Source organism: Erwinia sp. PsM31, from assembly GCF_030433775.1.
In the GTDB taxonomy this organism is placed as follows: Bacteria; Pseudomonadota; Gammaproteobacteria; order Enterobacterales; family Enterobacteriaceae; genus Erwinia; species Erwinia aeris.
In genome coordinates this window covers 1-26,830 of record NZ_JARUWZ010000014.1, presented here as the reverse complement: position 1 = coordinate 26,830, position 26,830 = coordinate 1, and the positions used below count along the sequence as shown (strand labels likewise).

General features: G+C 55.5%; 29 protein-coding genes and 1 riboswitch. Of the genes, 16 read left to right on the top strand and 13 right to left on the bottom strand.

From position 1 onward, the window contains the following. Positions 1 to 64: 64 nt before the first annotated feature. Positions 65 to 571 carry a redoxin domain-containing protein gene (locus tag QCD69_RS12680; protein ID WP_301252275.1) on the top strand — a complete coding sequence of 169 codons (507 nt, stop codon included), beginning with the start codon at positions 65 to 67 and terminating at the stop codon, positions 569 to 571. Here the strand turns inward: QCD69_RS12680 and QCD69_RS12675 are convergent. Beyond that, positions 568 to 864: an I78 family peptidase inhibitor gene (locus tag QCD69_RS12675; RefSeq protein WP_253455121.1), complete on the bottom strand. Its 297-nt coding sequence runs from the start codon at positions 862 to 864 to the stop codon at positions 568 to 570. The genes QCD69_RS12680 and QCD69_RS12675 overlap by 4 nt on opposite strands. Positions 865 to 1,137: 273 nt before the next feature. Continuing rightward, entirely contained in the window at positions 1,138 to 3,735 is a 2,598-nt protein-coding gene (locus QCD69_RS12670; protein ID WP_301252274.1) for a bifunctional diguanylate cyclase/phosphodiesterase, read from the bottom strand. Positions 3,736 to 3,957: 222 nt separating this feature from the next. Here QCD69_RS12670 and QCD69_RS12665 point away from each other — a divergent pair, with 222 nt between their 5' ends. From QCD69_RS12665 to QCD69_RS12635, 7 genes are all read left to right on the top strand, one after another. Further along, a complete protein-coding gene (locus tag QCD69_RS12665; RefSeq protein WP_301252273.1) occupies positions 3,958 to 4,626 on the top strand; it encodes a CPBP family intramembrane glutamic endopeptidase in 669 nt (222 codons plus the stop codon). A 133-nt stretch (positions 4,627 to 4,759) separates the two neighbouring features. Beyond that, on the top strand, positions 4,760 to 6,325 hold the full coding sequence (locus tag QCD69_RS12660) for an ABC transporter substrate-binding protein (protein WP_301252272.1): 1,566 nt from the start codon (positions 4,760 to 4,762) through the stop codon (positions 6,323 to 6,325). Next, positions 6,325 to 7,377 carry an ABC transporter permease gene (locus tag QCD69_RS12655; protein ID WP_253455125.1) on the top strand — a complete coding sequence of 351 codons (1,053 nt, stop codon included), beginning with the start codon at positions 6,325 to 6,327 and terminating at the stop codon, positions 7,375 to 7,377. Before QCD69_RS12660 ends, QCD69_RS12655 begins: the two co-directional genes overlap by 1 nt. Next, positions 7,374 to 8,234: an ABC transporter permease gene (locus QCD69_RS12650; protein WP_253455126.1), complete on the top strand. Its 861-nt coding sequence runs from the start codon at positions 7,374 to 7,376 to the stop codon at positions 8,232 to 8,234. The genes QCD69_RS12655 and QCD69_RS12650 overlap by 4 nt, the downstream gene beginning before the upstream one ends. Then, positions 8,224 to 9,072, top strand: a complete 849-nt coding sequence (locus tag QCD69_RS12645) for an ABC transporter ATP-binding protein (RefSeq protein WP_301252271.1) — start codon at positions 8,224 to 8,226, stop codon at positions 9,070 to 9,072. Before QCD69_RS12650 ends, QCD69_RS12645 begins: the two co-directional genes overlap by 11 nt. After that, the gene (locus QCD69_RS12640) at positions 9,065 to 9,727 is read left to right on the top strand and encodes an ABC transporter ATP-binding protein (protein ID WP_301252330.1); all 663 of its coding nucleotides are present in this window, start codon (positions 9,065 to 9,067) and stop codon (positions 9,725 to 9,727) included. Before QCD69_RS12645 ends, QCD69_RS12640 begins: the two co-directional genes overlap by 8 nt. Before the next feature lie 142 nt (positions 9,728 to 9,869). Further along, the gene (locus QCD69_RS12635; RefSeq protein ID WP_301252270.1) at positions 9,870 to 11,441 is read left to right on the top strand and encodes an ABC transporter substrate-binding protein; all 1,572 of its coding nucleotides are present in this window, start codon (positions 9,870 to 9,872) and stop codon (positions 11,439 to 11,441) included. 34 nt (positions 11,442 to 11,475) lie between these two features. Here QCD69_RS12635 and QCD69_RS12630 read toward each other — a convergent pair whose 3' ends face one another. Further along, positions 11,476 to 11,670: a hypothetical protein gene (locus QCD69_RS12630; protein ID WP_125288348.1), complete on the bottom strand. Its 195-nt coding sequence runs from the start codon at positions 11,668 to 11,670 to the stop codon at positions 11,476 to 11,478. Positions 11,671 to 12,317: 647 nt separating this feature from the next. Between QCD69_RS12630 and QCD69_RS12625 the strand changes: the two genes are divergently transcribed. Together QCD69_RS12625 and QCD69_RS12620 are read left to right on the top strand one after the other, a co-directional pair. After that, positions 12,318 to 12,557, top strand: coding sequence for a hypothetical protein (locus tag QCD69_RS12625; protein ID WP_253455129.1), 240 nt, complete (start codon positions 12,318 to 12,320; stop codon positions 12,555 to 12,557). Between the two features lie 264 nt (positions 12,558 to 12,821). Continuing rightward, the gene (locus QCD69_RS12620; RefSeq protein WP_367317864.1) at positions 12,822 to 13,838 is read left to right on the top strand and encodes an acyltransferase; all 1,017 of its coding nucleotides are present in this window, start codon (positions 12,822 to 12,824) and stop codon (positions 13,836 to 13,838) included. A 146-nt stretch (positions 13,839 to 13,984) separates the two neighbouring features. Here QCD69_RS12620 and QCD69_RS12615 read toward each other — a convergent pair whose 3' ends face one another. Further along, positions 13,985 to 14,215, bottom strand: a complete 231-nt coding sequence (locus QCD69_RS12615) for a hypothetical protein (protein ID WP_125288345.1) — start codon at positions 14,213 to 14,215, stop codon at positions 13,985 to 13,987. Between the two features lie 573 nt (positions 14,216 to 14,788). Here QCD69_RS12615 and yjbE point away from each other — a divergent pair. Together yjbE and QCD69_RS12605 are read left to right on the top strand one after the other, a co-directional pair. Further along, a complete protein-coding gene (gene yjbE / locus QCD69_RS12610) occupies positions 14,789 to 15,043 on the top strand; it encodes an exopolysaccharide production protein YjbE (RefSeq protein ID WP_301252269.1) in 255 nt (84 codons plus the stop codon). Between the two features lie 159 nt (positions 15,044 to 15,202). Further along, entirely contained in the window at positions 15,203 to 15,406 is a 204-nt protein-coding gene (locus QCD69_RS12605) for a hypothetical protein (RefSeq protein WP_253455130.1), read from the top strand. Between the two features lie 176 nt (positions 15,407 to 15,582). Here the strand turns inward: QCD69_RS12605 and QCD69_RS12600 are convergent, their stop codons facing one another. Together QCD69_RS12600 and iraP are read right to left on the bottom strand one after the other, a co-directional pair. Further along, positions 15,583 to 16,059 carry a nuclear transport factor 2 family protein gene (locus QCD69_RS12600; protein WP_301252267.1) on the bottom strand — a complete coding sequence of 159 codons (477 nt, stop codon included), beginning with the start codon at positions 16,057 to 16,059 and terminating at the stop codon, positions 15,583 to 15,585. A gap of 20 nt (positions 16,060 to 16,079) precedes the next feature. Further along, positions 16,080 to 16,370 carry an anti-adapter protein IraP gene (gene iraP / locus QCD69_RS12595; RefSeq protein ID WP_253455132.1) on the bottom strand — a complete coding sequence of 97 codons (291 nt, stop codon included), beginning with the start codon at positions 16,368 to 16,370 and terminating at the stop codon, positions 16,080 to 16,082. A gap of 267 nt (positions 16,371 to 16,637) precedes the next feature. Between iraP and QCD69_RS12590 the strand changes: the two genes are divergently transcribed. Further along, complete coding sequence (locus tag QCD69_RS12590) at positions 16,638 to 18,086, top strand: sugar porter family MFS transporter (protein WP_253455133.1); 1,449 nt, start codon at positions 16,638 to 16,640, stop codon at positions 18,084 to 18,086. An 86-nt stretch (positions 18,087 to 18,172) separates the two neighbouring features. Further along, positions 18,173 to 18,955: a hypothetical protein gene (locus QCD69_RS12585; protein ID WP_253455134.1), complete on the top strand. Its 783-nt coding sequence runs from the start codon at positions 18,173 to 18,175 to the stop codon at positions 18,953 to 18,955. A gap of 50 nt (positions 18,956 to 19,005) precedes the next feature. Here the strand turns inward: QCD69_RS12585 and crcB are convergent, their stop codons facing one another. Next, entirely contained in the window at positions 19,006 to 19,386 is a 381-nt protein-coding gene (gene crcB, locus QCD69_RS12580) for a fluoride efflux transporter CrcB (protein WP_253455135.1), read from the bottom strand. Between the two features lie 69 nt (positions 19,387 to 19,455). Then, a riboswitch (Fluoride riboswitch) is annotated at positions 19,456 to 19,528 on the bottom strand. A 157-nt stretch (positions 19,529 to 19,685) separates the two neighbouring features. Between crcB and QCD69_RS12575 the strand changes: the two genes are divergently transcribed. Beyond that, positions 19,686 to 20,729, top strand: a complete 1,044-nt coding sequence (locus tag QCD69_RS12575; protein WP_301252266.1) for an FUSC family protein — start codon at positions 19,686 to 19,688, stop codon at positions 20,727 to 20,729. A gap of 25 nt (positions 20,730 to 20,754) precedes the next feature. Here the strand turns inward: QCD69_RS12575 and QCD69_RS12570 are convergent, their stop codons facing one another. From QCD69_RS12570 to QCD69_RS12545, 6 genes are all read right to left on the bottom strand, one after another. After that, complete coding sequence (locus QCD69_RS12570) at positions 20,755 to 20,919, bottom strand: hypothetical protein (protein ID WP_301252265.1); 165 nt, start codon at positions 20,917 to 20,919, stop codon at positions 20,755 to 20,757. 450 nt (positions 20,920 to 21,369) lie between these two features. Next, positions 21,370 to 22,659, bottom strand: coding sequence for an MFS transporter (locus tag QCD69_RS12565; protein WP_301252264.1), 1,290 nt, complete (start codon positions 22,657 to 22,659; stop codon positions 21,370 to 21,372). Between the two features lie 378 nt (positions 22,660 to 23,037). Further along, entirely contained in the window at positions 23,038 to 24,456 is a 1,419-nt protein-coding gene (locus tag QCD69_RS12560) for a sugar porter family MFS transporter (RefSeq protein ID WP_301252262.1), read from the bottom strand. A gap of 143 nt (positions 24,457 to 24,599) precedes the next feature. Continuing rightward, positions 24,600 to 25,274 carry a hypothetical protein gene (locus QCD69_RS12555; protein WP_301252261.1) on the bottom strand — a complete coding sequence of 225 codons (675 nt, stop codon included), beginning with the start codon at positions 25,272 to 25,274 and terminating at the stop codon, positions 24,600 to 24,602. 576 nt (positions 25,275 to 25,850) lie between these two features. Further along, positions 25,851 to 26,048: a hypothetical protein gene (locus QCD69_RS12550; protein WP_301252260.1), complete on the bottom strand. Its 198-nt coding sequence runs from the start codon at positions 26,046 to 26,048 to the stop codon at positions 25,851 to 25,853. A 97-nt stretch (positions 26,049 to 26,145) separates the two neighbouring features. Further along, the gene (locus tag QCD69_RS12545; protein WP_301252258.1) at positions 26,146 to 26,271 is read right to left on the bottom strand and encodes a hypothetical protein; all 126 of its coding nucleotides are present in this window, start codon (positions 26,269 to 26,271) and stop codon (positions 26,146 to 26,148) included. 174 nt (positions 26,272 to 26,445) lie between these two features. On the opposite strand from QCD69_RS12545, the gene QCD69_RS12540 reads away from it, so the two are divergent. After that, on the top strand, positions 26,446 to 26,679 hold the full coding sequence (locus tag QCD69_RS12540; RefSeq protein WP_125288333.1) for a hypothetical protein: 234 nt from the start codon (positions 26,446 to 26,448) through the stop codon (positions 26,677 to 26,679). Positions 26,680 to 26,830 lie beyond the last annotated feature (151 nt).

The window sequence follows — 26,830 nt, the reverse complement described above, 5'->3', positions numbered from 1 at the left end:
CTTACAGGCTTTACAACGGCGTATTGCGCTCATCTGCCCCGGACGCGCAGGGTGGGACAGGCTCATGGCTAATATCAGACAGGGCTTGCGGACGATTTTTTCATTATTGCTGGCGATTGCTGTGGTGTTATGGCTGATGGACTGGCTGCGCGCACCGAAACCGCCAGAAGATTTTGCCCAACAGATTTTCCATACTATTGATGGCCGGACGATTACTATCGCCGAGCTGAGCGCAAAAAAACCGCTGCTGATTTACTTCTGGAGTGGCAACTGTAGCGTTTGTCGTTATACCACCCGCGATATCACTAACCTGAGCAACAGCGGCTATAACGTGCTGGCCATTGTGCACCATGCCGGCAACGATATTCAGATCGTCCGTCTGCTGAACGGTAAACATCTTACCCTGCCGGTCATTAACGATCCCACCGGCGCTATAGCCGCACGCTGGCAGACAGACGTGATGCCAACGCTGTTAATCGTGAAGAAAAGCAAGGTGGTGCAAAGCACCACCGGCTGGACCAGCGTCACGGGCATTCGGCTGCGCCACTGGTGGGTGAATAAGTGGTATTAGCCGCAGTAGACGCGGGTGATAGTATTCTGGCTGTCGCCCATAAAATTCAACCGGTTAAGATTAAAATCCATGGTAACCGCTGAGTTCCACGGCACCGCACGAGCCGGGTGCTCAAAGCGGAGCCCGTCAATGGCGGAAAGCGGTTTGCCAACGTACTGCTGGTAGTCGGAAGCGCCGCAGCGATCCAGTTCTGGATCCGTCGGGCCGGACGCCGCACCTTTGTGTGCGCCCGACTGACAACCCGCCAGCAGAATCGCCGCCGCAAAAGCGGCCAGTGTTTTCTTACCGATCATGATTTCTCTCCTCAGCTTGCTTTTTTTGTCGTCGCAAGGGTAGCAGATAAGCGCCAGGGTGCAAAAACGCGGTCTTTTCGCGCAGCGATTCCAGCGGAAAATGGCACGGATTGCTTTTATTTTAATCAGGAAAATCCGCTATAATTTAGGAATTATCTCAACAAAGGAGCAACTCATGGATCTGATAGTGTTCATGCTGATTGCGGCCATGATGACGCTGGTCGCGGTGAAAGTCCGTTAATCAACAGCCCGCTTTTAGCGGGCTGTTGTTATTCAACTGCGAACGATATCGCAAGGCGCGTCCAGCAGCTGCCTGAAGCGATCCAGCGGCATCGGTCGGCCCAGATAGTAGCCCTGCCCTTCCTGACAGGCGATAGCCTGAAGCTCCTGCAACTGCTCCTGCGTTTCAATCCCTTCCGCCGTTACCGTCAGCGAGAAAGCTTTCCCCAGCCCGATAATGCCTTCAACAATCGACAGCGCCTGCGGAGAGTGCGGGAAATCGCTCATATAGGATCGATCCATCTTCATGCCGTCAAACGGGAACATTTTCAGATAGCCCAACGAAGCATGGCCCGCGCCAAAATCATCCACCGTCAGCTTTACGCCCAGCGCTTTGAGCGACTGCATCACTTCCAGCGCGCTTTGCGGATTTTCGAGCGTAATGTTTTCGGTAATCTCCAGTTCAAGCCGGTGCGCTTCCAGGCCGCTGGTGGCCAACGCGCTGGCTACGCGCTGCGCCAGATTGCCGCTACGAAACTCCACCGGCGAGATATTCACCGAAACGTACATCGGCTCCGGCCAGCCCAGCGCGTCGTGGCAGGCCCGATGCAGCACCCAGTCGCTGATATCAATAATCAGCCCGGTCTCTTCCGCCAGCGAAATAAATTTATCCGGCATAATCAGGCCGTGGCTCGGATGCTCCCAGCGGATCAGCGCTTCCGCGCCGTCCAGCCGCGTGTTTCTCAGACAATAGCGCGGCTGGTAAAAGAGCTTTAGTTCGTTTCCGGCGATAGCCTTACGCAAATTGCGCTCCATCTCGCGACGCAGCACCAGCTGTTCGGCCATTTCCGCGCTGTACCACGTCCAGCGATTTCGCCCTTCCCGCTTCGACTTATAAAGCGCAATATCCGCCAGCCGCAGCAGTTCGTCGGCCTGCATCGCATCGTCAGGCGCCAGCGCAATCCCCATGCTCGCGCCGATAAAAATTTCCTGCTGACCCAGCTGGAAAGGTCGGCAAACCTCGTCCAGCAGCGCCTGGCAGCAAGCGTCAATCTCATGTTCGCCGTTCAGATCGGAAACGATAATAATAAATTCGTCGCCGCCCTGCCGTGACACCAGATCGCCGGCTTTGAGCACGCTGCGCAACCGGTGCGAGACCTCATTCAGCACGCTGTCGCCCGCCGCGTGGCCCCATGTATCATTGATCGGCTTAAAATGATCGAGATCGAGACTGATCAACACCAGCGGTTTTTCCGCCGTGGGCTGCGCCTGTAGCCTGCTCAGCAAAAACTCGCTCATATAGAGCCGGTTTGGCAGTCCGGTCAGCGCGTCGTGCTGCGACAGATAGTGAATGCGCGCCTGAGACTCGATTTCCTGAGTAATGTCGGAAACCGTGCCGCGATAGCCGCTAATCTGTCCGCCCGTTTCTACGGCGTTAGCCACCAGGCTACAGATGCGCTTTTCGCCGCTGGCCGATACCGAATAGCAGCGCAGGGTATGGCGATGCCCTTCCTGCCGATGCTGAAACAGCCATTCGGAAACCGGCTGCGTATCGTGCTGCAGGATCGCGTCGATCGATTTATCCAGCAGCTTTTCCACCGCAAAGCCCGTGGCGACGGTAAAGCGCCGGGAAAGGTAGGTCAGCACGCCTTCGGCGTTGGTTTCCCAAATCCAGTCAGACGCGGTTTCGGCCACGTCGCGAAAGCGAGCCTCGCTAACGGCCAGCTCGTGCTGACTGTGGATCAGCTGCAAAAAACGCTCGTCGCAAAGCCTGGCGTTGTACATGGCGTGCCTGATAACGCGTCGCGTCACCAACGCCAGCATCACCGCTGCCAGCAGCAGCACAGGTAACAGCAGCAGCAGCAGCGCCCGTCCCGGCTGCTGCGAATCCCAGCGGATCACCACCGGCATCCCGTCGAATACCGCCTCCAGCAAAAAGGGCTCGGTAGCGGTATCCTGCGCGTTGCCCGGCACACGAGCATTCATCACGCCGACCGTACGGCCGAACTGCGCCAGCTTTTCCGGCGTGTAGCGGCTGACGAACACCATGACCGAAGGCGGCCCTGAGCGGGCTTTCAGCCCCGGCACTTTTCCTGTGGTGATCGGCGCAGCGGCTACGATAGCCGGCGTCGAACCGATAAGCGTATTCAGCGAGGTCGCGCCCTCCTCCTTTGCCAGCAGACGTGCCCTGGCGATAAGCGGCGCGGTCTGAATACCCAGCCAGCTTTCCAGCTGGAGATCGTCCAGCTGGCCGTTAACCACTGAATAGGTGGTGCGCCCTTCGCCGTCGACCACAAAGACGCCGTCATAATGGAATTCGCTGTATAAACCCGGCCCCAGGTTTTGCTGCTCAAATGCCCAGACCTTATCCATCGTCAGATGTAAATGGTTCCAGGCTTCACCCCAAAAGGCGTAATCGCGGATATTGGTCATCAACTCCTGACGAGCGTCCTGCCAGGCGTTATGCAGTAAAAAACTTTCCTGTTTAACGGCCTCTTCGTTCTGACGCCAGGCGATACCGACCACCATAAGCATGGCGAGCAGCGTCACGCCGCTCATCAACAGAATAAGCGATACGGCTATTCGTCGGGTAAAGAAGGTGGATTTCTGGCCGTAAGGCACCTGGTGGCTAAGCATGGGGGGAAAATTCATCTACTCCGAACCTTATCCTGCGGGCTGACAAACAACTCCCGTTTGCCCGCCCTGAATGCTATCTGAAAATCGCAGGTCCTTTTTCCCTTCCAGACGCGATCGTTAATGCACTATCGGCCTGGAGGCTGAACAATTTAGATGCAGCGCGCACTAATTCTGCCGCCTCGACACTCCCCTTCGCCCTTGCTACCATCGGCTGATACGCTTCCCACGCCCATGCTAATGAATAAAGAAACGGATAAAGCGACTGAGGCCCTGCTCTGTACGGGGATTTGCCTGATCTGGTACGGCATTACGCTGCTGATCGGCACGCCGCTGCTTCATCCTTTTTTAACGGAAAACGGCATTTTGATGCCGGCGCTCTGTCTGCTGGAATTTGTGGTGCTGGTGCCGCTCTGGCGCTGGTATAACCGCCATTATTCGGGCGTGCCGTCAGGCGTGCTGCGGCTCCGCCCGCTGCTCCTGTTCGGCCTGCTGCTGCTTGCCCTGATTTTTTCCCAGTCTTTTTATTTACAGCCGGAAAGCTGGACCGCCACGCAGCTAAACGGCGACGAACAGATCGAAGCCTGGCGCACGCTGGCCTTTTCGCTGGCGGTGGTGATACTGGCGCCCGTGGCTGAAGAGATTGTTTTCCGGGGCTTTTTGCTGCAGGCGCTGTTAACGATGGTGCCGGGACAGCGGCTGGCCTGTGCGCTACTCACATCACTAATCTTTGCCGGACTCCACACCCAGTATGTTCATCTGCAAACGCTCCTGGCGCTAACGGCGCTTTCCCTGCTGCTCTGCCTGGCCCGTTTTTATTCGGGCGGCCTGAAGCTGCCCGTCGCGCTGCATATGCTGAATAACTTTATCGGCGTTGCGCCCTGGCTGTGGGCCACCTTCCTGCGGTAACAATGGTTAGTGTTTATAACCAATAGGTTTTGCTTATAACCAATTCGCATATCGATAGCCGATAATCTACTATTTATCCGGTATGCAGGTAATCTACACTCGCCAACAAATTAAAACAGGGTAAGGAAACGTCATGAAACTTCTGCTTCCCGCCATTGCCGTCGCGCTGGCAGGTTCTTTTGCGGCACAGGCCGCTACGCCGCCGGATACGCTGGTTATCGCGCAGTCTATTGATGACGCCAACAGCTTCGATCCCGCGCAGGGCTTTGAGCTGACCTCGGTACAGGCGTTTACCAATCTCTATCAGCGTCTGGTACAGCCGGATCCGCAAAATCCTGTCGACCTGCAGCCAACGCTGGCCAGCGCCTGGCAGCCGGGCAGCGATAACCGCAGCCTGACTTTCACCCTACGCGACGGCGCGAAATTCTCTTCCGGCAACCCGCTGCGCCCGGAAGATGTGATCTTCTCTCTGGGACGCGTGGTCAAGCTTAACCTCGATCCCTCTTTTATCCTGACCCAGCTGGGCTGGACCAAAGAGAACGTGGACTCGCATCTGAAAAAGATCGACGACAGCCACGTGCAGATTAGCTGGACGGCTGACGTCAGCCCGACCTACGTGCTGAGCCTGCTCGCCGCGCCGGTTTCCTCCATCGTGGATGAAAAAGTGGCGATGGCTAACGCGCAAAAAAATGACTTTGGCAACAGCTGGCTGATCGCGCACTCGGCGGGCAGCGGCCCTTATCAGATCCGCAAATATATTCCGCATGAGGTGCTGCTGCTTTCCGCTAACGCTTCTTCACCAGCGGGCGCGCCAAAGCTGAAAAACGTGCTGATTAAAAACGTGCCGGAACCGGCTGCCCGTCGCCTGCTGCTGGAACAGGGCGATGCGGATATCGCCCGCAACCTGGGCGCCGATCAGATGGCGTCGCTCAAGGGCAAAACGGACGTGAAGCCAATGGCGGTGCCGATGGCCTCGCTGTATTACATGCAGTTTAATATCGACGCCAGCCCGGCGCTGAAAAACCCGGCGTTCTGGGAAGCGTCCCGCTACCTGTTCGATTACAAGGGCATCGCGGACGATCTGCTGAAAGGCCAGTTCCAGGTGCATCAGTCGTTTCTGCCGCAGGGTTTTCTGGGCGCGCTGAACGACAATCCTTACACCTTCGATCCGGAAAAAGCTAAGGCGATTCTGGCGAAGGCGGGACTGAAAGACGTCAGCTTCAAGCTGAGCGTCAGCAACCAGCCGCCTTACCTGGATATCGCTCAGGCGTTACAGGCCAGCTTCGCGCGCGGCGGCGTCAAGGTTCAGCTGATCCCTGGTATCAGCACCGAAGTGGCAACAGCCGTCAAAGCCCATCAGTATGAAGCCACGCTGAACGCCTGGGGAGCGGACTATTTCGATCCTAACACCAACGCCTCCGCCTTTGCCTACAACCCGGAAGACGGCAGCAAAACCCTGGCATGGCGCTCTAACTGGCATATTCCCGAGCTGAACAAGCAGACGCTGGCGGCCACGGCGGAAAGCGATAAGGAAAAGCGCATCAAACTGTATGAAAACATGCAGCGCGAAGTGCAGAAAAACTCACCTTACGTAATCGGCTTACAGGCTCGTAACCTGATTGCGCTGCGCGCCAATCTCAAAGGCTACGTGCAGGGCATCAACCCGGATATGGTCTACTACAGCCAGGTCAGTAAGTAATGGCGCGTTTTACCGCTGAAGCCGGGTCCGCCCGGCTGTTCTGGCTGCGCGGCGGCCGCCTGGCGACCGGTCTGGTCTCGCTGGCGGTCACGCTGCTCGGCCTGCTCGCCTTCACCTTTACGCTTTCGCATCTGTCGCCGGTCGATCCTGTTTTGCAGATTGCCGGCGATCACGCCAGCGAATCAACCTACGCGCAGGTAAGAAGCGAGCTGGGTCTGGATCAGCCGCTGCTGATGCAGTTCTGGCACTATCTGACGCATCTGGCGCACGGCGATTTAGGGATTTCACGCCTGACCAATTCGCCCGTCGCCAGCGATCTGCTGCGCACCTTTCCGGCCACCATCGAGTTGGCCACCTGCTCGATGATTTTCGGTGCCTTTTTCGGCATCGTGCTGGCGCTGGTCGCCGCATGGAAACCGGGCAGTCTGGTGGATAACCTGGCGCGTCTGGTTTCGCTGCTGGGCTATTCCGTTCCGGTGTTCTGGCTGGGCCTGCTCGGCCTGCTGCTGTTTTACGCCGTGCTGCACTGGTCGGCCGGGCCGGGTCGCCTGGACGATATCTGGATCTATACGCTGGAGCCTAAAACCGGCCTGGTGCTGATCGACAGCTGGCTTTCCGGCGATCCCGAGATGTTCCGCAATGCGGTTGCCCATCTGTGGCTGCCGGTAGTGGTGCTGGGCCTGCTGGCGATGGCGGGCATTACCCGTCTGCTGCGCGCGGCGCTGCTGGAAGAGAGCAGCAAAGAGTACGTAACGCTGGCGCGGGCAAAAGGCGCCAGCCGGGGCCGCATTCTGTTGCTGCACGTTTTTCCTAACGTGCGCGGCACCCTTATCACCGTACTGGCGCTTTCTTACGCCACGCTGCTGGAAGGATCGGTGCTGACCGAAACCGTCTTTGCCTGGCCAGGCGTGGGCCGCTATATGACTACCGCCCTGTTTGCGTCCGATACGCCAGCCATCCTCGGCTCTACGCTGCTGATCGGCGGCTGCTTTATTCTGCTGAACGCGCTGGCGGATGCGTTAACTTATCTCACCGATCCGAGAACCCGATGACGCAAAATCTTACCGATCTTGAACTCGCCGCCCCGCGCCGACGCCGTCGACCACGCGTCACGTCGCTGGCTATCGGCGGCACGCTGGTGGCTATCCTGCTGCTGGCCGCACTGTTTGCGCCGCTATTAGCGCCTTTCGACCCCAACGCGCAGATTATCTCGGCGCGCCTGCTGCCGCCGTCTTCCGCGCACTGGCTGGGCACCGACGGCTTTGGCCGCGATCTGCTTTCCCGCGTGATTTACGGCTCTCGCCCTACGCTGCTGCTGGTATCGCTGATCCTGCTGCTGACTATCCCGGTCGGGATGCTGGTCGGCATCTGCGCGGGCTATCTTGGCGGCTGGACGGAGCGCGTGCTGATGCGCATTACCGATATTTTCCTGTCACTGCCGAACCTGGTGATCGCGCTGGCGCTGGTGGCAATGCTCGGCCCTGGCCTGCTGAACGGCGCGCTGGCGCTGGCGTTAACCAGCTGGCCGCCTTTCGCTCGTCAGGCGCGCGCCGAAACGCTGGCGCTGCGCCGCAGCGACTATCTGGCCGCCGCCAGAATGCAGGGCATCAACGGCCTGCGCCTGATGTTCGGCCATATTCTGCCGCTCTGCCTGCCCAGCGCCGTGGTGCGCGCCGCGCTGAGCCTGGGCGGCATTATCCTTTCCGCCGCCGGCCTCGGTTTTTTGGGCATGGGCGTGCAGCCGCCGACGGCGGAATGGGGATCGATGGTCGCCGAAGGCAGCAAGGTCATCTTTGACCAGTGGTGGGTAGCCGCCGCGCCGGGCGGCGCGATCCTGTTCGCCAGCCTGGCCTTTAACCTGACGGGCGATGGCCTGCGTGACCGACTGGATACCCGAAATGCCAACTGACTCTACGCCGCTGGTTGTGGCGGACAACCTGACGATAAGCAGCGCCGCCGGTGTGGCGCTGGTCAAAAACATCAGCTTTACGCTGGGCCGCGAGCGCGTGGCGCTGGTGGGCGAATCCGGCTCCGGCAAGTCGCTGACCGCGCGCAGCCTGATGGGCCTGCTCTCCCCCGCCCTGCATTTACAGGCTTCCACCCTTAGCGTGGCGGGCGAAAATGCGCTGACGCTGAGCGAAAGCCGCTGGAGCCAGCTGCGCGGCAGCAGGCTGGCGATGGTGATGCAGGATCCGAAATATGCGCTGAATCCGATGCGTACCATTGGCTGGCAGGTGGCGGAGCCGCTGAAGCTGCACGCCCGCCTCAGCCGCGCCGAAATCAAAGAAAAAGTCTGCGAGATGCTGGATGCGGTAGGCCTGCCGCAGCCCGCGCAGCTGATGCAGCGCTATCCTCATCAGCTTTCCGGCGGCATGGGCCAGCGCGTGATGCTGGCGATTGCGCTGATTGCCGACCCGCAGTTTCTGATTGCCGACGAGCCGACTTCCGCGCTGGATCACGCCATGCGCGATCAGGTGCTGGCGCTGATCCGCCGTCTGGTGGAACAACGGAATATGGGCCTGCTGCTGATCAGCCACGATTTACAGCAGGTTTCCGAACACTGCGAGCGCGTGATGGTGATGTACCAGGGCAATATTCTGGATACCCTGCCCGCCGCTAATCTGCCGCAGGCCACGCATCCCTATACCCGCACCCTGTGGTCGTGTCGCCCGAGTAAAGCCACGCAGGGCAAACCGCTGCCGACGCTGGATCGCGCCGCGCTGGAGGCTTACCGTGAGCATGATTGATTTACAGAACCTCAGCGTCGCGCACCGCCAGGGCTATGAACAGCGCACCGTGGTGCATGACGTGTCGCTTCAGGTTGCGGCGGGCGAATGCTTCGGCCTGGTCGGGCCTTCCGGCTGCGGCAAATCGTCGCTGCTGTGGGTCATGGCCGGTCTGAACCCAAACTGGCAGGGCACGATGACGCTGGCCGGCCATCAGGCGACGTCCGGCAAACCCTTTACCGGGCAGCTGCGTCGGGACGTGCAGATGGTGTTTCAGGATCCCTATGCTTCGCTGCATCCGCGCCATCGTCTGAAGCGCACGCTGGCGGAGCCGCTGAAGCTGCTGAAGGTGCGCGATATCGATGACCGTATCGAGCAGGGATTCCGCCATGTCGGGCTGGATCCGGCGCTGGCCGATCGCTATCCGCATCAGCTTTCCGGCGGCCAGCGTCAGCGCGTCGCTATCGTGCGCGCGCTGCTGCTGGAGCCGAAAATTCTGCTGCTGGACGAGCCGACCTCCGCGCTGGATATGTCGGTGCAGGCCGAAATCCTCAACCTGCTGAACAAGCTGAAGCAGCAGGATAACCTGACGATGGTGCTGGTCAGCCACGATCCGGACGTGATCGACCATATGTGCGACCGCGCGGTGAGAATGGAGCGCGGCTACATTAAATAACGGGCGATGGCTGAACGCGGTGTTCAGCCATAAGCGCTTGATCTGGCTAATCTCTTAAACTGCTAACCCTTGCCGGAATTCGCATTTCCCCGCCGCTTTTTTCCTCCTATAGTCCTGATATCTCTCTCTTCAGGATATGCCGATGCGCAAGATTGCCTCCGTTCTTTTTGCCAGCCTGTTCGCCGCGCAGGCTTACGCCGCTACGCCCGCCGACACGTTAATCGTAGCCATTCCGCTGGACGGCATTATCAGCTTCGATCCGGCGGAAAGCTTTGAAACCGTCAGCAGCAGCAGCTTGATCAACCTTTATCAGAAGCTGGTCGATGCCGATCGCGACGATCCCACTAAACTGGCGCCGCAGTTGGCGACATCGTGGCAGCCGGGCGGCAGCGAACACAGCCTGCTTTTTACCCTGAAGCCGGGCGCGACCTTCGCCAGCGGCAATCCGGTCACCGCCGACGATATTATCTGGTCGCTGAGTCGCGTAGTGAAGCTGAATAAGACGCCTTCATTTATCCTGGCCGAGTTCGGCTGGACGCCGGAAAACATTGACCAGCAGCTGATCCGCCGCAGCGACAATCAGGTGGAAATCCGCTGGCCAGCCGCTATCGGCCGCGATCTGGCGCTGCGTCTGCTGACCGCGCCTGTGGCTTCCATCGTTGACCGCAGGCTGGCTATACAGCACGCCAGCGGCAACGATTACGGCAACGGCTGGCTGCGTACCCACTCCGCCGGCAGCGGCGCCTACGGCATTCGCAACTTCGTGCCGCAGCAGGCGCTGGTGCTGGAGGAGAACACGCACGCTGTCCCGGCGCCGAAGCTGAAAAGAGTGATCCTGAAGGGCGTGGCCGATGCCGGCTCGCGTCGTCTGCTGCTGCAACAGGGCGATGCCGATGTCGCCTATGATTTAGGGGCCGATCAGTTTGCGGCGCTGAAAAATCAGCCGGGCGTCACCGTTGCCAGCTTCCCTTCCAGCCTTGTCTACTATCTGGGTTTCAATACCCAGGATAAGCAGCAGCCCGCCTTAGGCAATCCGGCGCTGTGGCAGGCAGCGCGCTGGCTGGTGGATTATCAGGCTATTTCACAGCAGCTGCTGAAAGGGCAATATCAGGTGCATCAGAGCTTTCTGCCGCAGGGTTTCGATGGCGCGCTGGAAAACCAGCCCTTTCATTACGATCTGGCGAAGGCTAAAGCCATTTTATCTCAGGGCGGCATCAAGCCCGGTACCCGCTTTTCATTGACCATCGTTAACCAGCCGCCTTACACCGACGTGGCGCAGGCGCTACAGGCCAGCTTTGCCAAAGCGGATATTGAGCTGGCCATTCAGCCGGTGGCGGAAGCCGAGCTGTGGGGGAAAATGCGCGGGCGGGATTTTCAGTCGATCTTTATTTACTGGGGCGCGGACTATATCGATCCCAACACCAACGCCAGCGCCTTTGCCTATAACGTGCCGGGCGGGCCGAAAACCCTGGCATGGCGACTGGGCTGGGCCATTCCGCAGCTGAGCCAGGAGACGCGGGCCGCAGCGGCCGAGAGCGACGCCCGGAAGCGCAGCGCGCTTTATCAGCAGCTGCAAACGCAGATCCAGCAGGATTCGCCTTACGTAGTGACGCTGCAGGGGCAGAAGCTGGTTGGCTTACGCAGCAACGTACAGGGGGCTCGCCAGAGCATTGGCGTGAGTATGCTGTACTACGACGCGGTAAGTAAGATTTAGGCGCGAAGCGGGCGGTTTACCGCCCGCCGGGATATCAGGAGATAGCGGAGTCGGCAGAGTGCTTGTGCTTGTCGGACTCAAAATGCGTTTTGAACTGCTCGTAAATAGAGATCATGTTCGACGCATCGCCCTGTAACGGGCTGAGTTTACCGGCGCGAACCAGTTCAATAACCAGCTGGAGCGCGGCCTGTTTAGGGCTGCTTGAAGGATGAGCAATTTCTGATGACATAGCGGCTTCCATGAAAAAAGAGTAAAGAGTAATTTTAACAACTTTCGCCCTTTTCGGCAGAATATTTTCTCTGTTTCCAGTGCCGTATCGGCTTTCGGCTGTTGCTACTTGTCACGCGTTGCCGCCAGCTTTCGATCCCGATCGATCGCGATCCTGTCTCGCACGATCCGTCAGATAGCACGTTTATTGCCACTGCATAACTATGCATTAACGAAAAGTTGTACAGAACTAAATAAAACTTGTACAAGGCGTTAAAAAAGTCTACATTCCCGTGCGTAACGTATTATGCATTTGCATAGCCTCAGGAAGTGCAGTAGGGTTTCCCACTTCCCGAGGCAATTTTTTCCCTCTAAGCCAAATTTCCTCTCTTCTAATCCTTTTTCATATTACGCTGGCCCTGAAAAGAAAATAATTTGCTTTCCTGCTTATCAAAACCTGTTGATATTTAATGAGCTTTCTTTGCAAAACCGGCAAAAGTTTTGATTCCAGCTATATTAAGAGTTTTCCAGCTGATTTGACCAGGCTTCGTCCGATATTATGCGTGAAAGCTTGCAGGTCGCCGTGTCGGGACGCTACCGTCATAGCTTATCACTGGCAGTGCCTCACAAAAGCAGAGCCGGGCCTCTTCTATTAACTTCTGGCTGTTTATGATGAATGGATCGAACACTTTTCTTACTCTGGCCGTGCCAGCGCTTTTTACCGTGCTGCTGCCGCTGAACGCGCCGGCGCAGCAGGTTACGCTGACGCTCTCTCAGGAGCAGGATGGCGGATCCGCAGGACGTGCCTGCATGTATATCCACCAGGGCCAGGCCGAATATCGCCTCGTCAAGCCTGACCAGCTTTGCCCCGGCACGCTAACTATTGAGGCGGCGACGCACCACATCTGAGCGGCTTTGCCCTGGTACGCTAACGGCAAGGCGGCCAGGCACTACGCCCGATCGGCTTCGCGCTGATACGCTAACGGCGAGGCGGTCACGCACTTCGCCCCATCGGCTTTGTCCTGGTACGCTAACGGCGAGGCGGCCAGGCGCCAAACCTGAACGCTTTTTTCCTGTCCGGAGATACGTCTGTACGACGGAGTATGTTACCTTTAGCCGAATGGCTATAATCTGACTGCTCGCGTCTGATTACGCTTCCTGACAAGGAGTTAAGTGTTGAAAAAAATGAATATTAAGCTGCTGACGCTGGTGGCCACCTATCTGGTTGTTCTGCTACATACGGCGGCCGTTCCTTTCAGCTATTTCCATCTGGCCTGGTCAGTGTCCGTGATGTATGAAGCGCTCGGGCGCATCGCTTTTCCCCTCTTCTTACTGATTGCCGGCTACGTTTCTCTTAATAAAAATGAGTCGCTGCTCAGTACGTTAAAAACGCGCGTGCTGGATCTGGTAATCCCGCTGGTTGTCTGGTCCGTTATTTATATTATTTATAATAAACAAGTTAACGCGGATACTTCACCGGTCAGCCTGCTGGAGCTGCTGAGCACGCCCGCCTATCCGCATATGTGGTTTATCTATACGATGATCCTGCTTTATCTGGTGACACCGTTGCTGAATACGTTTATTCAAAATGGTAGCCAGCAGCGCGTTAATTACACCGTTACCGTCTGGTTTGTGCTGGCTTCGGTTTATATGCTGTTTGATAACGTTAAGGCGAACCTGCTGGAAGGCCACGCCATTCCCGCGCCCAGCAATATTGATATGGTGGTGTATCTGTCCGGTTTTTATATTATCGGCGGCGTGGCGAGGCGTTTTGATATCAATCCCAAGGTCGTGATTTCAGGCATTATCTTTATTCTGTCTGCGGTGTTAACGTCGGTAATGACCTATTCGCTTTCAATCAGCACTTTTGCGCCTAACGCCATTTTTCTGTTTTACTCCGCGCCGACGCTGGTGGTGGTTTCACTGGCCTGCTTCTTTATGCTGCTGAATGCGCCCTTCCACTATAGCAAGCGCGCCATACGGCTTATCCACGGGCTATCGCGGCTGAGCCTGGGGATTTTCTTTGTGCACCTGATGGTGCTGGAGTCGCTGCTGCATCTGTTGCATATCGAATTTGAAGGCTATTCATCCGCGCTGACCATTCCGGCCGTCGCGCTGGCCTGCTTCGCTATTTCCGCCGCTATTACCTGGCTGCTACGGCAGATCCCCTGGGTACGTCGTATTACCTGATGTTCCGACGGCTCCCTTGCGTACGCCGCATTGGCTGCTTGCGCGATACATCCCCCGGGTGTCCTGCCTGATCGCCTGAAGCAGTAAGAACGGCCGCCTCGGAAAGCGGCCGTTCTTCCGGCAAACTACCGGTGCGCCACGGACCGTCAGTAACTGGCTGCGGCAAATCTGTGTGGCTGATTGATTGCTCTGCGCGCAATCCAGTAGAGTAAAATTCGCTCTTCATCGCTGTCCTGATCCGCCATCGCCAACAGCTTAAGCGCCAGCGTGGCCTTATTAACAGGCTGTCCTGTTATGCTCAGGTCAACCACCGCTTTACCAATAATGGTGCACACTTCTTCATCGCTCGAAGCCAGTAAATCGTGATCTGTACTCATCGTCTCCTCCTGTTGCCGGTAAATTTTAAGTCTGGCAGAAGCTGGGGAGATTGCCATCTCTCAGTCTTTTAAACTGGTTATCGTTATGCTGTCGCTATTTTTCGCTTTTTTCAATGAAATCAGCCACCGGGCGCCTGTTCGTCATCTTTTAGTCATACTTATTAACGAGAAATAATATCGCCACACAATTTTTCGGGCCGAAATTTACCTTAAGTCGCAACAGCGATTAACAACCAGGATTTTATGCCGTCGTTTATTCTTAAATTTGCGCCAAAACTCTGGAATAAAGCGGATCTGATTTATGACCAGACCCGATCGTTTTATCGCCGCCCGGCGCATTAAGATTATTCTGTAGTTTTACCTTTTCACCTCTTACTGTCTGGCACTCGCCAGCTTTAGCGCTTTCTGCGCCAGCCTTTTTTACTTTCCATACTCTGTTAATGACTGGATCTGTTTACGCCATTCTTAAACAGAAAATAAGCAAAAAGGCTGTTTTGCGGCTATTTGCAACGCAAAGGATTAAAACTAAGCTTTCCGCCAACAACACCTGTATAACGCCTGAGGATAAAAATAATGAAAAAAATCACCGCGCTGGCTTTGTTCCTGATGATGACGGGCAGCCATGCCGCTTTTGCCGCACCAGCACCAGCCGCCGCGGGCGTCGCCGCCGGCAGTGAAGCGACCACGCTTTCTGACGGTAACTCCAACGCCGTTGGCGTCGGCGCGGTCGGCGCGCTGCTCGGTATCGCTCTGGCGACCATGGGCGGCGGCGGCGACGGTTCGAACACGGGAACCACCACAACGACCACCTCCACCACGGCTCATTAGTCCGCAGCCGGCCTTTTAGTCATAAAGGGCCGGCTTTTAGTTAACGTCCACCTCGCTTTTCAACCCCATGGCTGTACCGCATCGCCAGCTGACATTCGTCGGCCGCCTCGCTTTTCGCCTATACTTTGGGACTGATGTGGTTTTATTACGGAGGGAACAATGTTAATCGGCTTCGTTTTACTGGTTAGCGCCTGCGGCCACGACGCCTGTGACGCTTTACCGGTGTCCGAACATATTTTCCCGACGCGCGCATCCTGTGAGCGCATGGCAGAGCGTATTCATGAACGCCGCCCTTCCGCCGTATTACTGTGCGGCGAGGTCTATCGCAACCATGACAGCGAAACGACGGATATAAATCCGTAAGACAATCTTTTTTGGACGTTTAGTGGCAAAGGTGAGGATGGCTCTTCAAAAGCCATGAATGTTAACGCAGAAGGCAGGTATTGGTTGAGCTTGCATGCGGCGCCCGTCAGGCGACTCAGAACAGCCCAGAAGCAGACGGCCTGAGCCAGGCTGCCCGCTTCTGGTTTGCCTCGGCGCTAGAGCCCCAGCTCGCTCAGGCCGGGATGGTCATCCGGGCGACGGCCCAGCGGCCAGTGAAATTTACGCTCGCTTTCCTGTATGGGCAGGTCATTAAGACAGGCATAGCGCGTGGTCATCAGGCCATTGTCATCGAACGCCCAGTTTTCATTGCCGTAAGAGCGGAACCAGTTGCCGGAATCGTCATGCCACTCGTAGGCATAGCGCACCGCAATGCGGTTGTCCGTGAAAGCCCACAGCTCTTTAATCAGGCGATACTCCAGCTCGCGCGCCCATTTACGGCTCAGAAAAGCCTCCGCTTCCTGACGGCCATGAATAAACTCCGCCCGATTACGCCATTGCGTATCCAGGGTATAGGCCAGCGCCACTTTTTGCGGAGTGCGACTGTTCCAGCCGTCTTCCGCCAGGCGTACCTTCTCTGCTGCCGTTTCACGCGTAAAGGGCGGAAGCGGCAAACGACGTTCCTGTTCAGCCATCACTTTTCCTCGCGGAGAGGCTATTGCGCCTCGGCTTTTTCATCGACGTAGCGCGTCACCGCCAGCAGTCGATTAATATGGGTCAACAACAGATCGATATCCGACTGCAAAAAGCTTTCACCGGATGTCGTGGCCGCCACGATGGCGTTCTGGATGTTGTCTGAAATCGTTGATGCGCCGTCGCCTTTTCCCGCCGTCAGCAGCAGCGCCGCCACCAGCAGCGACTGCGCTTCTACCTGCGCCGTCAGCTCCTTTGCATCAACTTCAATTTTAGCCATCTTCATTAAGATATCGATAACCAGCTGCTTCATCATTACTCCCCGCAATAAATTATCCCAGAAATTACCATTACGTTCAGAAACGAGCAAACTGAAACGCCGCTGGCTGCACCTTCTGTTGCATTCTGATCCACTTTCTTCCTTTTTAGCGCATTTTATAAGCAAGATGGCCATTTTCCTTGGGCAAAAGCAATTATATTTCCCGTTTCGCCTGGCTAAATGCCCGGCGTGGAGTAGATTTAATCTTGTGATGCTTATCACATCATTATCACAATAATAACGTTGGCAAGGGAGTAACTTGTGAATCAGACATCAAACGGCGGGACAGCCGGCACTCAAACGAGTACCCCGACCGAACCCCTGGTAAAAGTGATCGCGTTTATCGCGACGCTTGGCGGTTTACTGTTCGGCTATGATACCGGGGTAATTGCGGGCGCCTTGCTTTTTATGAAGCACGACCTGCATTTAACGTCATTGACCACCGGGATGGTCACCAGCTTCTTAATTCTGGGTTCCGCCATCGGCGCCATCTTCGCCGGGCGCGTGGCAGACCGCTTTGGTCGTAAAAAAGTCATCCTGGTGATGGCGGTGATCTTTATGGCCGGTTCGCTGGGCTGCGCCACCGCGCCAAACGTGGAGATGATGATCACCTTCCGCTTTATCCTCGGCCTGGCCGTAGGCGGCGCGGCGGCTATCGTTCCCGTCTATATCGCAGAAATCGTGCCGGCCAATCGCCGCTGGCAGTTCGTGACGCTTCAGGAGCTGATGATCGTTTCTGGCCAGCTGATCGCCTATACCAGCAACGCCGCGATTAACGAAGTCTGGGGCGGCGAAACCACCTGGCGCTGGATGCTGGGCGTAGCCTGCGTTCCGGCAGTTGTGCTATGGGTCGGGATGCTGTTCCTGCCGGATACGCCTCGCTGGTATGCAATGCACGGCCGCTACCGTGAGGCGCGCGACGTGCTGGAACGCACCCGCCATTCGCGCGTGGTAGAGAAAGAAATGGGCGAGATCCGTAAATCGATGTCCTCGAAAAGCGAGAAAAACGCCCGTCGTAAAAAGACGATTTCGACCTGGATGAAGCGCCTGGTCGCGCTGGGTATCGGCGTGGCGATGCTGCAACAGCTTTCCGGCGTAAATACTATTATGTTCTATGCGCCGACCATGCTGCAGGCGACCGGCCTGGGCACTAACGCCTCGCTGCTGGCGACCATCGCTAACGGCGTCATTTCCGTGATTATGACCTTCGTGGGAATTATGCTGCTGAGCCGCTTTGGCCGTCGTCCGCTGCTGCTGACCGGCCAGATTGGCTGTACCTGCACGCTGCTGGCGATTGGGCTGCTGACCTGGCTGATGCCGGAAACGGTTGATGGTCATCCGGACGTGCTGCGCAGCTACCTGGTGCTGGCCGGCATGCTGATCTTCCTCTGCTTCCAGCAGGGCGCGCTGTCGCCGGTCACCTGGCTGCTGCTGTCGGAAATGTTTCCGATGCGTATCCGTGGGATGGCTAACGGCATCTCCGTTTTCGCCATGCAGATGACGAACTTTTCCATCGCGTTTCTTTTCCCGACGCTGCTGGAAAAATTCGGCCTGACCAACACCTTCTTTGCCTTTGCCGCTATCGGTATCGCCGGCGGCATCTTTGCGGTGCTGTTCGCGCCGGAAACGCAGGGAAAAACGCTGGAACAGATCGAGAAGCACTTTAAAAAGCATCTCCAGGACGATCCTGCGCCGCAAACGGACAACTAATCGAGGCGCCAGGGATGGCGCACAACTTTCTGACAAAGGAAACTTTCTGAGCCTGCACGGCAGGTAAACAAATAAAGAGGCCTGAAATGGGAACGGCGATATTTATGGTTTTGATGGTTTGCGGCTACTGGTACACCAGTCGCGACCTTTCCACCCGCTTTAAAATCAAGCGTTCTTTTGGCTGGGACGTCTACTTTCTGGTCGCCCTTTACGGCTGTATTTTTGTCTTGCAGGGCGTGATCGCCACCGGGCTAATCTGGCTCTTTCTGCTCGCCTGCTCCAGCCTGCTGAACATCATGCCTGAGCTTACGGGCGGTCATCACCACAACTGGCAAATGGAATTTATGAACTGGAGCTTTCTCGGTATCCAGGCGCCAGTTGTGGTGATGCTCTCTTTTGCCGTCGCCTTTTGTCTTTACCGTTCTAACTGGTCCGGCAGCGCCAGGCTGAACAGCAAGGGCCGCAAAAAGCTTTATAAAGAACTTTCGCGCTCTAACGGCGTTGAAGGCATTCTGTTTCAGTGCATGGAAGAAGGCGAGCTGGCCTGGGTAACGCTGAAATCGCGCCGCATCTATATCGGTATGATCCATACGGCTTCCTATGAGATCGAGAATACCGCTAATATTGTGCTGATCCCGATGCTGAGCGGCTATCGTGACGGCAAGACGCTGAATCTATGCGTAGAACACAACTACAGCAAGTGGTATGCGGAGCATAATATTACGCTGGATTCGGAACCGAAATCCGCGATGGCGTTCCGTAAAGTTATTCTGCTCAGTCAGATTGAGAGCCTGTCGCTGTTTGATGCCGCCAGCGCCAGCGCGTTAGCTTTCGATAGCGATGAGGATGAGGAACAGCCGCCGCAGTAATACGGTTTTCGGGCTGGTGCGCCCTATCAGCTCATCAGCTCATCAGCCCATCAGCCCATCACTAAAGTGATAAGCCAGAAGCCGGCGAACGTCATCAGCAGCGAACCAACCACGTGCGTTAATACGGAAACCATCGCCCACAGATAGTTTCCCGCCTGCATCAGCGTAACAATTTCCAGCGAAAAGGTGGAAAACGTGGTCATGCCGCCGCACAGGCCGGTGGTGATCAGCAGCTTCCAGGCAGGATCAAGCTGCGGATTACGTAAAAACCACGCCATCGCCGCGCCGATAATAAATCCGCCCAGCAGATTCACCAGCAGCGTACCCGGCGGCAGATTTGGAAACAACGAGTTAAGACGGACGGCCAGCAGCCAGCGAATAACGCAACCGGCCGAACCGCCGATAATCACAGCAAGCAGAGGTTTAAACATCATCTTCCTCAATAGAGTGACGAGGATTGCGTAAGAAGCCCGACGCGCACTCCTGCTGGTTAAAAGAGAGCGTTGTCAGGCGTCATCAGCCCCTTATGAGCGGGGCGGTTGGGAAAGGCGGCACGCCATCGCCTCAGGCCGTTGAGCGTAATCAGTCGCGTGAACTTTTGCAAGCCTGCGGCCCGGCATCAGCGACGGCATCAGAAGCATTGCCATGAATTTACTGGAATTTATAGCAGATCAGCCGTGCTGCGCTATGCTTGCTTTCGTTATTAGCTACAAGGACATTTGGCTACCGCATGCGTTTAATTCCCCTGCCGCGACATGATTTACTGCTGGGCCTCTGCTGCCTGCCCGCGCTGCTCGTTATCTATCTGACCGGCTTTACCTTCGGACAGGTGCAGGCCGCAGGCCTGGTTGCCAGCGGCGCGCTGACGCTGGCGTTCGGTGCGAATAAAACCTGGGGCGGATCTTCTTTTTCGCTGCTGTTTACCACCACGCTGGGGGTGGCGCTCTCTTCAGCGCTGGGCTGTCTGGCGGGCAACATCACACCGCTCTATATTGCCGGAGCCATGCTTTATGCGGCCGTTTACGTGACGATGGCGAACGTGGATGACAGCGCATGGTGGATGCTGTTGCAATGGTCGATCGCCTGGCTGGTCTCCGGTTATTTTGCCGGTTCGCCGGAGCACGCCGCCGATCGGGCTATGCTGGTTGGCGCTGGCGGTCTGATCCAGATGTTTTTCCTCTATCTGGTGTTCCGCCGCTACCCTTTTTATCTGAAAGACGTTTATCCGCGCGCCTGGCTGCGTTTTTTACGCGTCACAACAGGCAAATATAAACACAAAATCCATCTGCAATGGTCGGTTTTCTTTGCGCTAATGGCGATGGGGCTGGCGCTCTCCGGCGTGGAATTTTTCCATCTGAAAAACGGCTATTGGGCGGGCATGACGCTGTTAATCTGTCTGCGTAACAACTATCGGGACTCGCTGTCGCGGGTGCGCGCGCGCGTATTGGGCACGCTGATGGGCAGTATTGCGGCGGCGGCGCTTATCGATCTGTGTGACGCTCCGCTTTACCTGATAGGCGGATTTATGCTGTTTGGTTACGCCGCCTTTACCTGGTCCTATTCGCTGATCGCTAAATCCTATTTCGTCTTTGCCTTTATCGTCACCATGATGGTGGTGTTTATGATCGCCAGCCTGGGAACGTCGCAAATTGTTGTTGCCACCCATCGTCTGGAAACCACCGCTATAGGCGGCCTGTTCGCGCTGTTTGCCCTGGTGATGACCCGCCTCTTTACCCGCAAACAGATCCTGCTGCGGCGGCGTAAATCGGCCTGAACACCGCGCCCTTTCCGGCTGAAGCTCACCGCTTTGCTGCAGGACGTTTTTCAGCCATGTTCAGGGTGGGTTCCTCTGCGGTCGGTTTTGGTTTTTCCTCTTCCTCAGGAAAGAAAGACTCCAGAAAACGTCGCTGTTGCTGATTCATTTTCCAGCCCTTCAGGCATGATTTTTCAGGAAGCGTAGCCATTAAGCTATCCCCCACAGCAGCAACAGTATCCAGAATATCAGACAGCCCAGCACAATCTTCAGCCAGACTTTTCCGCGAAATGATAAATATTTTCCCATTGACGCTCCTTATCTCTGTCAGAAACAGAGCCACTATAAAATATAGCGACTAAATTAACTATCCATTTATTATTTTCGCAATATGGGATCTACCACACTAAATTTATAAACAATAAAATAGCGCTTTATATTTCAATAACTAACTTTCAAAATGCCATTTAAATTACAAAAAACGCTTAACAACACGCCTCAAGAAATTAATACCTGGTAATATTTATTATTAGTGCTATATCAGGAAAGATAAACATTTTTACATTCCAGAATTAAAGCATTTTATTAACTTAAAAACTCCATATAAATAAAATTAATTCCAATAAGGCGATGCCGGGGCATCGCCGGTGGATTAGCGCTTTTAAGAAGTCGCTTCGGCCTGATCTTCTTCACTGTTAACCATTGCCGCCTGAATTTCCTCTTCATCCAGCGAGGGATTCAGCGCGACGGCCAGCGGTGAACTGGCCAGGCTGTCCGGTACGGCGACATGCGGCGTAGGATTTTCGGCATTTTCCTGCTGGATTTCGCTACGGTGCCAGCTCATTACCGCAATTATTACGCCACAAAGCGCGAAAAACAGATAAAGCATATGCCCGCCCAGCGGCTGCATCAGCGCGCCGGTGATCATCGGCCCGACGCAGGCGCCAACACCAAATGCCATCAGCAGACAGGCGGTCAGCGAAACGCGCCTTTCCGGAGCCACGCTGTCGTTAGCCATCGCCACCACCAGCGGGTAAAGCGAGAACTGCATCATGCTGGTGATAAATGCCGCGCCGGTCACCCAGATGAAAGTGAAATGCAGCGGCAGCGTCAGCAACAGCGCCGTTATCGAATAAAGCAGCGCGGTGCCGCAAAGCAGACGATGGCGGTTAAAACGATCGGAGAGCCAGCTCAAAGGGAATTGCGACACCAGCCCGGCGAAAATCGTAATGGCCATAAACAAACCGGTTTGCCGCGTGGTAAACCCTAGCTGGCTGGCGTAAACGGGCGCCATGCCGTAAAACGCGCCAACGGCCATGCCGGTCGCCAGCGTAATCAGCAGGATGCGAGGGATAGCGCGAAAAAAATAGCCCAGTTCCATCGGCGCGGGCGACATTGGCTGCGCGTTGGTACGGGTGGTCAGCGCAATAGGCACCAGGCAAAGCGCGAAGCAAAGCGCCACAATCAGCAGGCTTGCGCTACCGGATGCCGCCTGGGTCATCAGGATGATCTGACCGGACGACAGTCCCAGATAGGTGGCGACCATATAGAAACCAAAAATCAGACCGCGCTGGCCCGGCTCCGCCTGATCGTTCAGCCAGCTTTCCAGCACCATATACTGGCACATCATGCACAGGCCAATAATCAGCCGCAGACCTATCCAGGCAGGCAGCCATTCCGTCAGCCCGTGTCCCAGCACGGAAGCCGTAATGATGCCAGCGCAGGAGACATAGGCGCGAATATGCCCCACGCGCGCGATGAGGTTATGCCCTACCTTGCCGCCTATCACCAGGCCGATGTAGTTGGCTGCGATAATACCGCCGATCAGGCTGCCGCTAACCTGTTCCTGCGCCAGACGCAGGGAAACATAGGTGGTCAGCAGGCCGGAACCCAACAGCATCAGCAGCGTGGTGCTGTATAAAGGTAAAAAGGTGCCGAGAACTTTCTTCATTGCGCTTCCTGTCTTTTTTATTCCACAAAAGCAAACCTGCACTGTAAAAGGTAGTCGTGCTTTTGCCGTGACAGCAAGCTTAACGGGCAGAAAAACAGACAAAAAAATTATGCGTTGATATTGACGAGGTCATTGCAATAATTAAGACAGGAGCCGAGTGACAATTATTTTCTTCAGCAGAAACATAGCATTGCACCGTTACGTGAGCAAATACAAAGCAAATGGAAATATATTAATATCTTTCTCAATGTAATTTTTTCGGTTGATTATTTAATCAGATTAATAATACTTTGCAGCGCAATAAATAAAGCATAAACACTATTTGTCGGCCCTGAAGCTGGTCGGCTCAGGGCCAATATTTTCAACGTGGCAGCAGCATTACTGCCCCAAATCCCGCAGCTTTTTCCCCGCCATCAGATTCTTTTCAATATGTTCCAGCGTAATGTTTTTGGTTTCCGGCACCAGCAGGAAGGTAATTACAATAAATACCAGATTAAAGCCGGTATAAAGCCAGAAGGTGCCCGCCGCGCCGATGTTGCCCAGCAGGGTCAGGAAGGTCGCGCCGATAATCATGTTCGCTACCCAGTTGGTAGTGGTGGAACAGGTGATGCCAAAGTCGCGGCACTTTAACGGCTGGATTTCCGAACAGAGGATCCACACCACCGGCGCGGCGCTCATCGCGTAGCCTGCAATACAAAGCATCGTCATGCCGACCGCCACCCAGGAAAGGTTCATGGTGGCTTCGCCCTGCCCCACTTTCATCAGGCAATAGCCGAGGATCAGCGTGGCAAAAGCCATCACAGAGAAACCGATTTTCAAAATAGGTTTGCGGCCCGCCTTATCGACAGTAAAGACCGCGATAAAAGTCGCCAGCATAAAGGTGACGCCAACCACTACCGTCGCCATCATCTGCTGCTGGGTACTCTGGAATCCCGCCATTTTAAAAATCTGCGGCGCGTAATACATGATGATATTCATACCGGTAAACTGCTGCATTCCCTGTAACAGCATGCCGAGAAACACGGCGCGGCGGACGTTGCTGTTTTTGCGAAACAGCGACAGCCCACCCTGCTTCATTTTCAGGCTTTCGCGGATCTCGTTCAGCTCCTGCCTGGCCTTATCGGACGTATCGCGCAGCATCCGCAGCACCTCTTCCGCCTCCACATGCAGGCCTTTCGCCGCCAGCCAGCGCGGGCTGTTGGGCAGGAAGATCACCATCACGAACAGCAAAACGGCGGGCAGCGCCAGAATGCCCAGCATGGCGCGCCAGTTGCCGCTGTAGCTGAAGGCCGTATCCGATAAAAACGCCAGCAGAATGCCGAAGGTGATCATCAGCTGATAGGTGCTTATCATCTTGCCGCGAATATTTTCCGTCGCCATTTCAGAAAGATAAAGCGGCGCAGTATAGGAAGCGATGCCGACGGCGACGCCCAACAGCACGCGAAAAGCGAGCAGGACCTCCAGATTGACCGCCAGCGCCGATCCCAGCGAGCCGACGATAAACAGCAACGCGCCCGCCATCAGGCTATATTTCCTCCCCAGCCGGTGCGACACCCAGCCGTTGCAGATAGCGCCAATTGCCGCGCCCAGCATCATGCTGCTGACTACCCACTCCTGCTCATGGCTGTCGAGCGTAAAGTGCTGGGTAATAAACGGCAGCGCGCCCGAAATCACGCCGATATCCAGCCCGAACAGCAGCCCGGCCAGGCCTGCCGAAAACGAAATAAAGAGATTCATCCGCCGGACTTTGTTTTTCCGCGCCTGCGGCAGCACCATACTGTTATTGATTGAAGACATTTTTTTAACCCCGGTTTTATCCTGTCTGCCGGTAACATACAGACTCGCGCAGGCCGGAGGTTATGTTAAAAAGTCCACAGGCATGGATTAAATGGCTGTGGCGCACGAAGTTGTGATGACGATCGCATTCCTTTGCGCCATGCTCAGGACAACGCGGCGGTTTGCGACCAGTTGTAGGTCACCAGACGCAGCTGAATGGTGCCGGTAATTTCGCCATATCGCTGATTCATACGCGCTTTAAAAAACTGCTGTAGACGTTCGGGCAACACCGCAGCGTTATAGCGCAGCAGCGTACTGTGCCAGAAAGTCGGTGGCCGGGCGCTGCCGCTATACCTCTCTTTTAACAGGCCCGCATAGCCGGAATGCTGCAACGCCTGCCAGAAAGCTTCTCTTCTCGCGATATCTGTCGCATCCGCTATACCGGCGATAAGTAATTGATTAGGCAAAGCCACCAGCCGCAGCTCGCGGACGGTAAGCTTTTTTTCCAGGCAGTGCGCCGCGGCAATTCGCGTTAGCTCCTCAATGCCCTCAGGCTGGTGGCGTTGGTCATAACACGAAGGGGTAATGGCCAGAAAAGTCAGATGAAAATGGTCAGGCTGCATGATATCGGCAAGCGGATCGTCCAGCACCTGTTCCCGCAGCTCTGCCAGCAACGCGCTTATCGGCTGGGTCAAGGCGGGCTTAATGCCGGTGGCGATGGCTTTTAGATTTTCCGGATAGAAGCCGCTGTACGCTTTAGCCGTTGTCGGATCGCGCCAGATGCGCAGCGTTTCCTGCGAGCGCTGATGATAGATTTGCGTAAGGCTTTCTTCTTCCACCTTGTGTTCTCCCGTCCGCTGTTAAGCATGCCAGTGTAGAAGCCACGGGAGAGAAAGGGCAAACAGCGGGCTGGCAGCAGCAAGACTAAAAACAGGAAAATAGCAGGGACGGAAAGGGTTTTGCGAAGCATATCAATAGCTAAAAATTTCGCGGGCGGGTCAGAATGTTAAAGGCGCGCCAGCACAGCTCTTACATTTCCCCGACGCCAGTCGCGCTATTGTCAAAGCTTGTTTGCTGCATTCGGGAACGGTCAGGAACGCTCAGTAACGGTTTCTGAAGGTCCTCAAAAAACCCGGTCTACCAGCCGGGTTTTTTTGTGCCTGCCTGCTGACGACCTGCATTCAAATCATAAACGTTCGCGCGTTTATGACTGGCATGTCGCTGAGCAACTGCCCGGCTAAGCAAAGCCAGCGGCTCTTAGTTTTAAAGATTGCCGGCACGCTGCTTTTAATTATGTTTCAGACCGGCTCTTTTATTGCCTTTTCTGCAAGGATCGCCTCAGCGTAAGGCACAATAAAGCGAGCCGCCTCAGTTTCCGGAGGCGGCTCACGACACGGGTTCAATCAGATATCCTCCTACCTGTCCTCGTCGTCGTCCTCTTCATCATCGGACTCAACGAGATCGTCATCCTCCAGCGGTGCATCAATTTCTTCGTCATCTTCCAGCGGATCGACGAGTTCATCGCTGCCTTCAGGGATATCTTCATGGTCATCATCGGCTGGATATTCAGCGTCATCAGGAACCGGTTCCTGGTAATCCGGACGTTCAGACATAGCCACCTCCATCACCCCATATGGGTCAGTTAACTATAGAGGCTGGCACCAAACCGATCCCGCGCTGCATCACAGATCCGATAAAACTCGCGGCGATTTATTCGGGAAGTTTGTCGCCCGATTCTGGCGCATCGTCCGGGCTGTCTTTCTGCTCTTTGGGATCTTTTTCGATCCGATTCTGCAAGCCGGTAAAGCGCGGATCGTTAGAATAAGAAATGAACATAGGTGACCTCCTGAATAGCGAATGAAACAGAAGTATAAACCCAATTTTAAGATCTGAGTCCCGAAAGGCGGAAAGGCGAGCCCGTGGCATGGTGACTTTTCAACCAGGCTGCTCTAAGGTTTTAACAGGTTATGACGCTGAATTTTTTCTGGTTAACGCTTTAAGGGGAAAATAATGGAAAAAATGACGGTTAAGTATGGCAATTTAACCTTTCCGGCCGAATACAGCGAAACGCAGACCGGCGGCGGCCTTGATAAAACGCTAATTATTGCCAAAACCGAGCAAAGCACGGCGCTGTTCAGCGGCGCATTACAGGAAACGTTTAATTTTGAATCCGAACGATTAGGTGAGGAAGATTATATTTTGAGCGATGAAGTGCCACAGCATTTTATTTTTACCCACAAATAAGAGCTGTAGCCGTACGGCTATTTTGATGTAAGCGTGTCGTAACCTTTTTGATGCATAAAAAAACCCGGCCTGAGCCGGGTTTTGTCTTGTAGCGTAAGGCTTACTGCAGCAGAGACAGCACGCCCTGTGGAACCTGGTTGGCTTTTGACAG

Excerpts from the sequence above, each read along its gene's own strand:
- QCD69_RS12680 (WP_301252275.1), top strand. The coding sequence starts at position 65 with ATGGCTAATATCAGACAGGGCTTGCGGACGATTTTTTCATTATTGCTG.
- QCD69_RS12650 (WP_253455126.1), top strand. The coding sequence starts at position 7,374 with ATGACGCAAAATCTTACCGATCTTGAACTCGCCGCCCCGCGCCGACGC.
- QCD69_RS12660 (WP_301252272.1), top strand. The coding sequence starts at position 4,760 with ATGAAACTTCTGCTTCCCGCCATTGCCGTCGCGCTGGCAGGTTCTTTT.
- QCD69_RS12615 (WP_125288345.1), bottom strand. The coding sequence starts at position 14,215 with ATGAGTACAGATCACGATTTACTGGCTTCGAGCGATGAAGAAGTGTGC.
- QCD69_RS12630 (WP_125288348.1), bottom strand. The coding sequence starts at position 11,670 with ATGTCATCAGAAATTGCTCATCCTTCAAGCAGCCCTAAACAGGCCGCG.
- QCD69_RS12645 (WP_301252271.1), top strand. The coding sequence starts at position 8,224 with ATGCCAACTGACTCTACGCCGCTGGTTGTGGCGGACAACCTGACGATA.
- QCD69_RS12665 (WP_301252273.1), top strand. The coding sequence starts at position 3,958 with ATGAATAAAGAAACGGATAAAGCGACTGAGGCCCTGCTCTGTACGGGG.
- QCD69_RS12545 (WP_301252258.1), bottom strand. The coding sequence starts at position 26,271 with ATGTTCATTTCTTATTCTAACGATCCGCGCTTTACCGGCTTGCAGAAT.
- QCD69_RS12670 (WP_301252274.1), bottom strand. The coding sequence starts at position 3,735 with ATGAATTTTCCCCCCATGCTTAGCCACCAGGTGCCTTACGGCCAGAAA.
- QCD69_RS12575 (WP_301252266.1), top strand. The coding sequence starts at position 19,686 with ATGCGTTTAATTCCCCTGCCGCGACATGATTTACTGCTGGGCCTCTGC.
- crcB (WP_253455135.1), bottom strand. The coding sequence starts at position 19,386 with ATGTTTAAACCTCTGCTTGCTGTGATTATCGGCGGTTCGGCCGGTTGC.
- QCD69_RS12550 (WP_301252260.1), bottom strand. The coding sequence starts at position 26,048 with ATGTCTGAACGTCCGGATTACCAGGAACCGGTTCCTGATGACGCTGAA.
- QCD69_RS12540 (WP_125288333.1), top strand. The coding sequence starts at position 26,446 with ATGGAAAAAATGACGGTTAAGTATGGCAATTTAACCTTTCCGGCCGAA.
- QCD69_RS12655 (WP_253455125.1), top strand. The coding sequence starts at position 6,325 with ATGGCGCGTTTTACCGCTGAAGCCGGGTCCGCCCGGCTGTTCTGGCTG.
- QCD69_RS12675 (WP_253455121.1), bottom strand. The coding sequence starts at position 864 with ATGATCGGTAAGAAAACACTGGCCGCTTTTGCGGCGGCGATTCTGCTG.
- QCD69_RS12585 (WP_253455134.1), top strand. The coding sequence starts at position 18,173 with ATGGGAACGGCGATATTTATGGTTTTGATGGTTTGCGGCTACTGGTAC.
- iraP (WP_253455132.1), bottom strand. The coding sequence starts at position 16,370 with ATGAAGCAGCTGGTTATCGATATCTTAATGAAGATGGCTAAAATTGAA.
- QCD69_RS12600 (WP_301252267.1), bottom strand. The coding sequence starts at position 16,059 with ATGGCTGAACAGGAACGTCGTTTGCCGCTTCCGCCCTTTACGCGTGAA.
- yjbE (WP_301252269.1), top strand. The coding sequence starts at position 14,789 with ATGAAAAAAATCACCGCGCTGGCTTTGTTCCTGATGATGACGGGCAGC.
- QCD69_RS12635 (WP_301252270.1), top strand. The coding sequence starts at position 9,870 with ATGCGCAAGATTGCCTCCGTTCTTTTTGCCAGCCTGTTCGCCGCGCAG.
- QCD69_RS12560 (WP_301252262.1), bottom strand. The coding sequence starts at position 24,456 with ATGTCTTCAATCAATAACAGTATGGTGCTGCCGCAGGCGCGGAAAAAC.
- QCD69_RS12605 (WP_253455130.1), top strand. The coding sequence starts at position 15,203 with ATGTTAATCGGCTTCGTTTTACTGGTTAGCGCCTGCGGCCACGACGCC.
- QCD69_RS12625 (WP_253455129.1), top strand. The coding sequence starts at position 12,318 with ATGATGAATGGATCGAACACTTTTCTTACTCTGGCCGTGCCAGCGCTT.
- QCD69_RS12640 (WP_301252330.1), top strand. The coding sequence starts at position 9,065 with ATGATTGATTTACAGAACCTCAGCGTCGCGCACCGCCAGGGCTATGAA.
- QCD69_RS12565 (WP_301252264.1), bottom strand. The coding sequence starts at position 22,659 with ATGAAGAAAGTTCTCGGCACCTTTTTACCTTTATACAGCACCACGCTG.
- QCD69_RS12570 (WP_301252265.1), bottom strand. The coding sequence starts at position 20,919 with ATGGCTACGCTTCCTGAAAAATCATGCCTGAAGGGCTGGAAAATGAAT.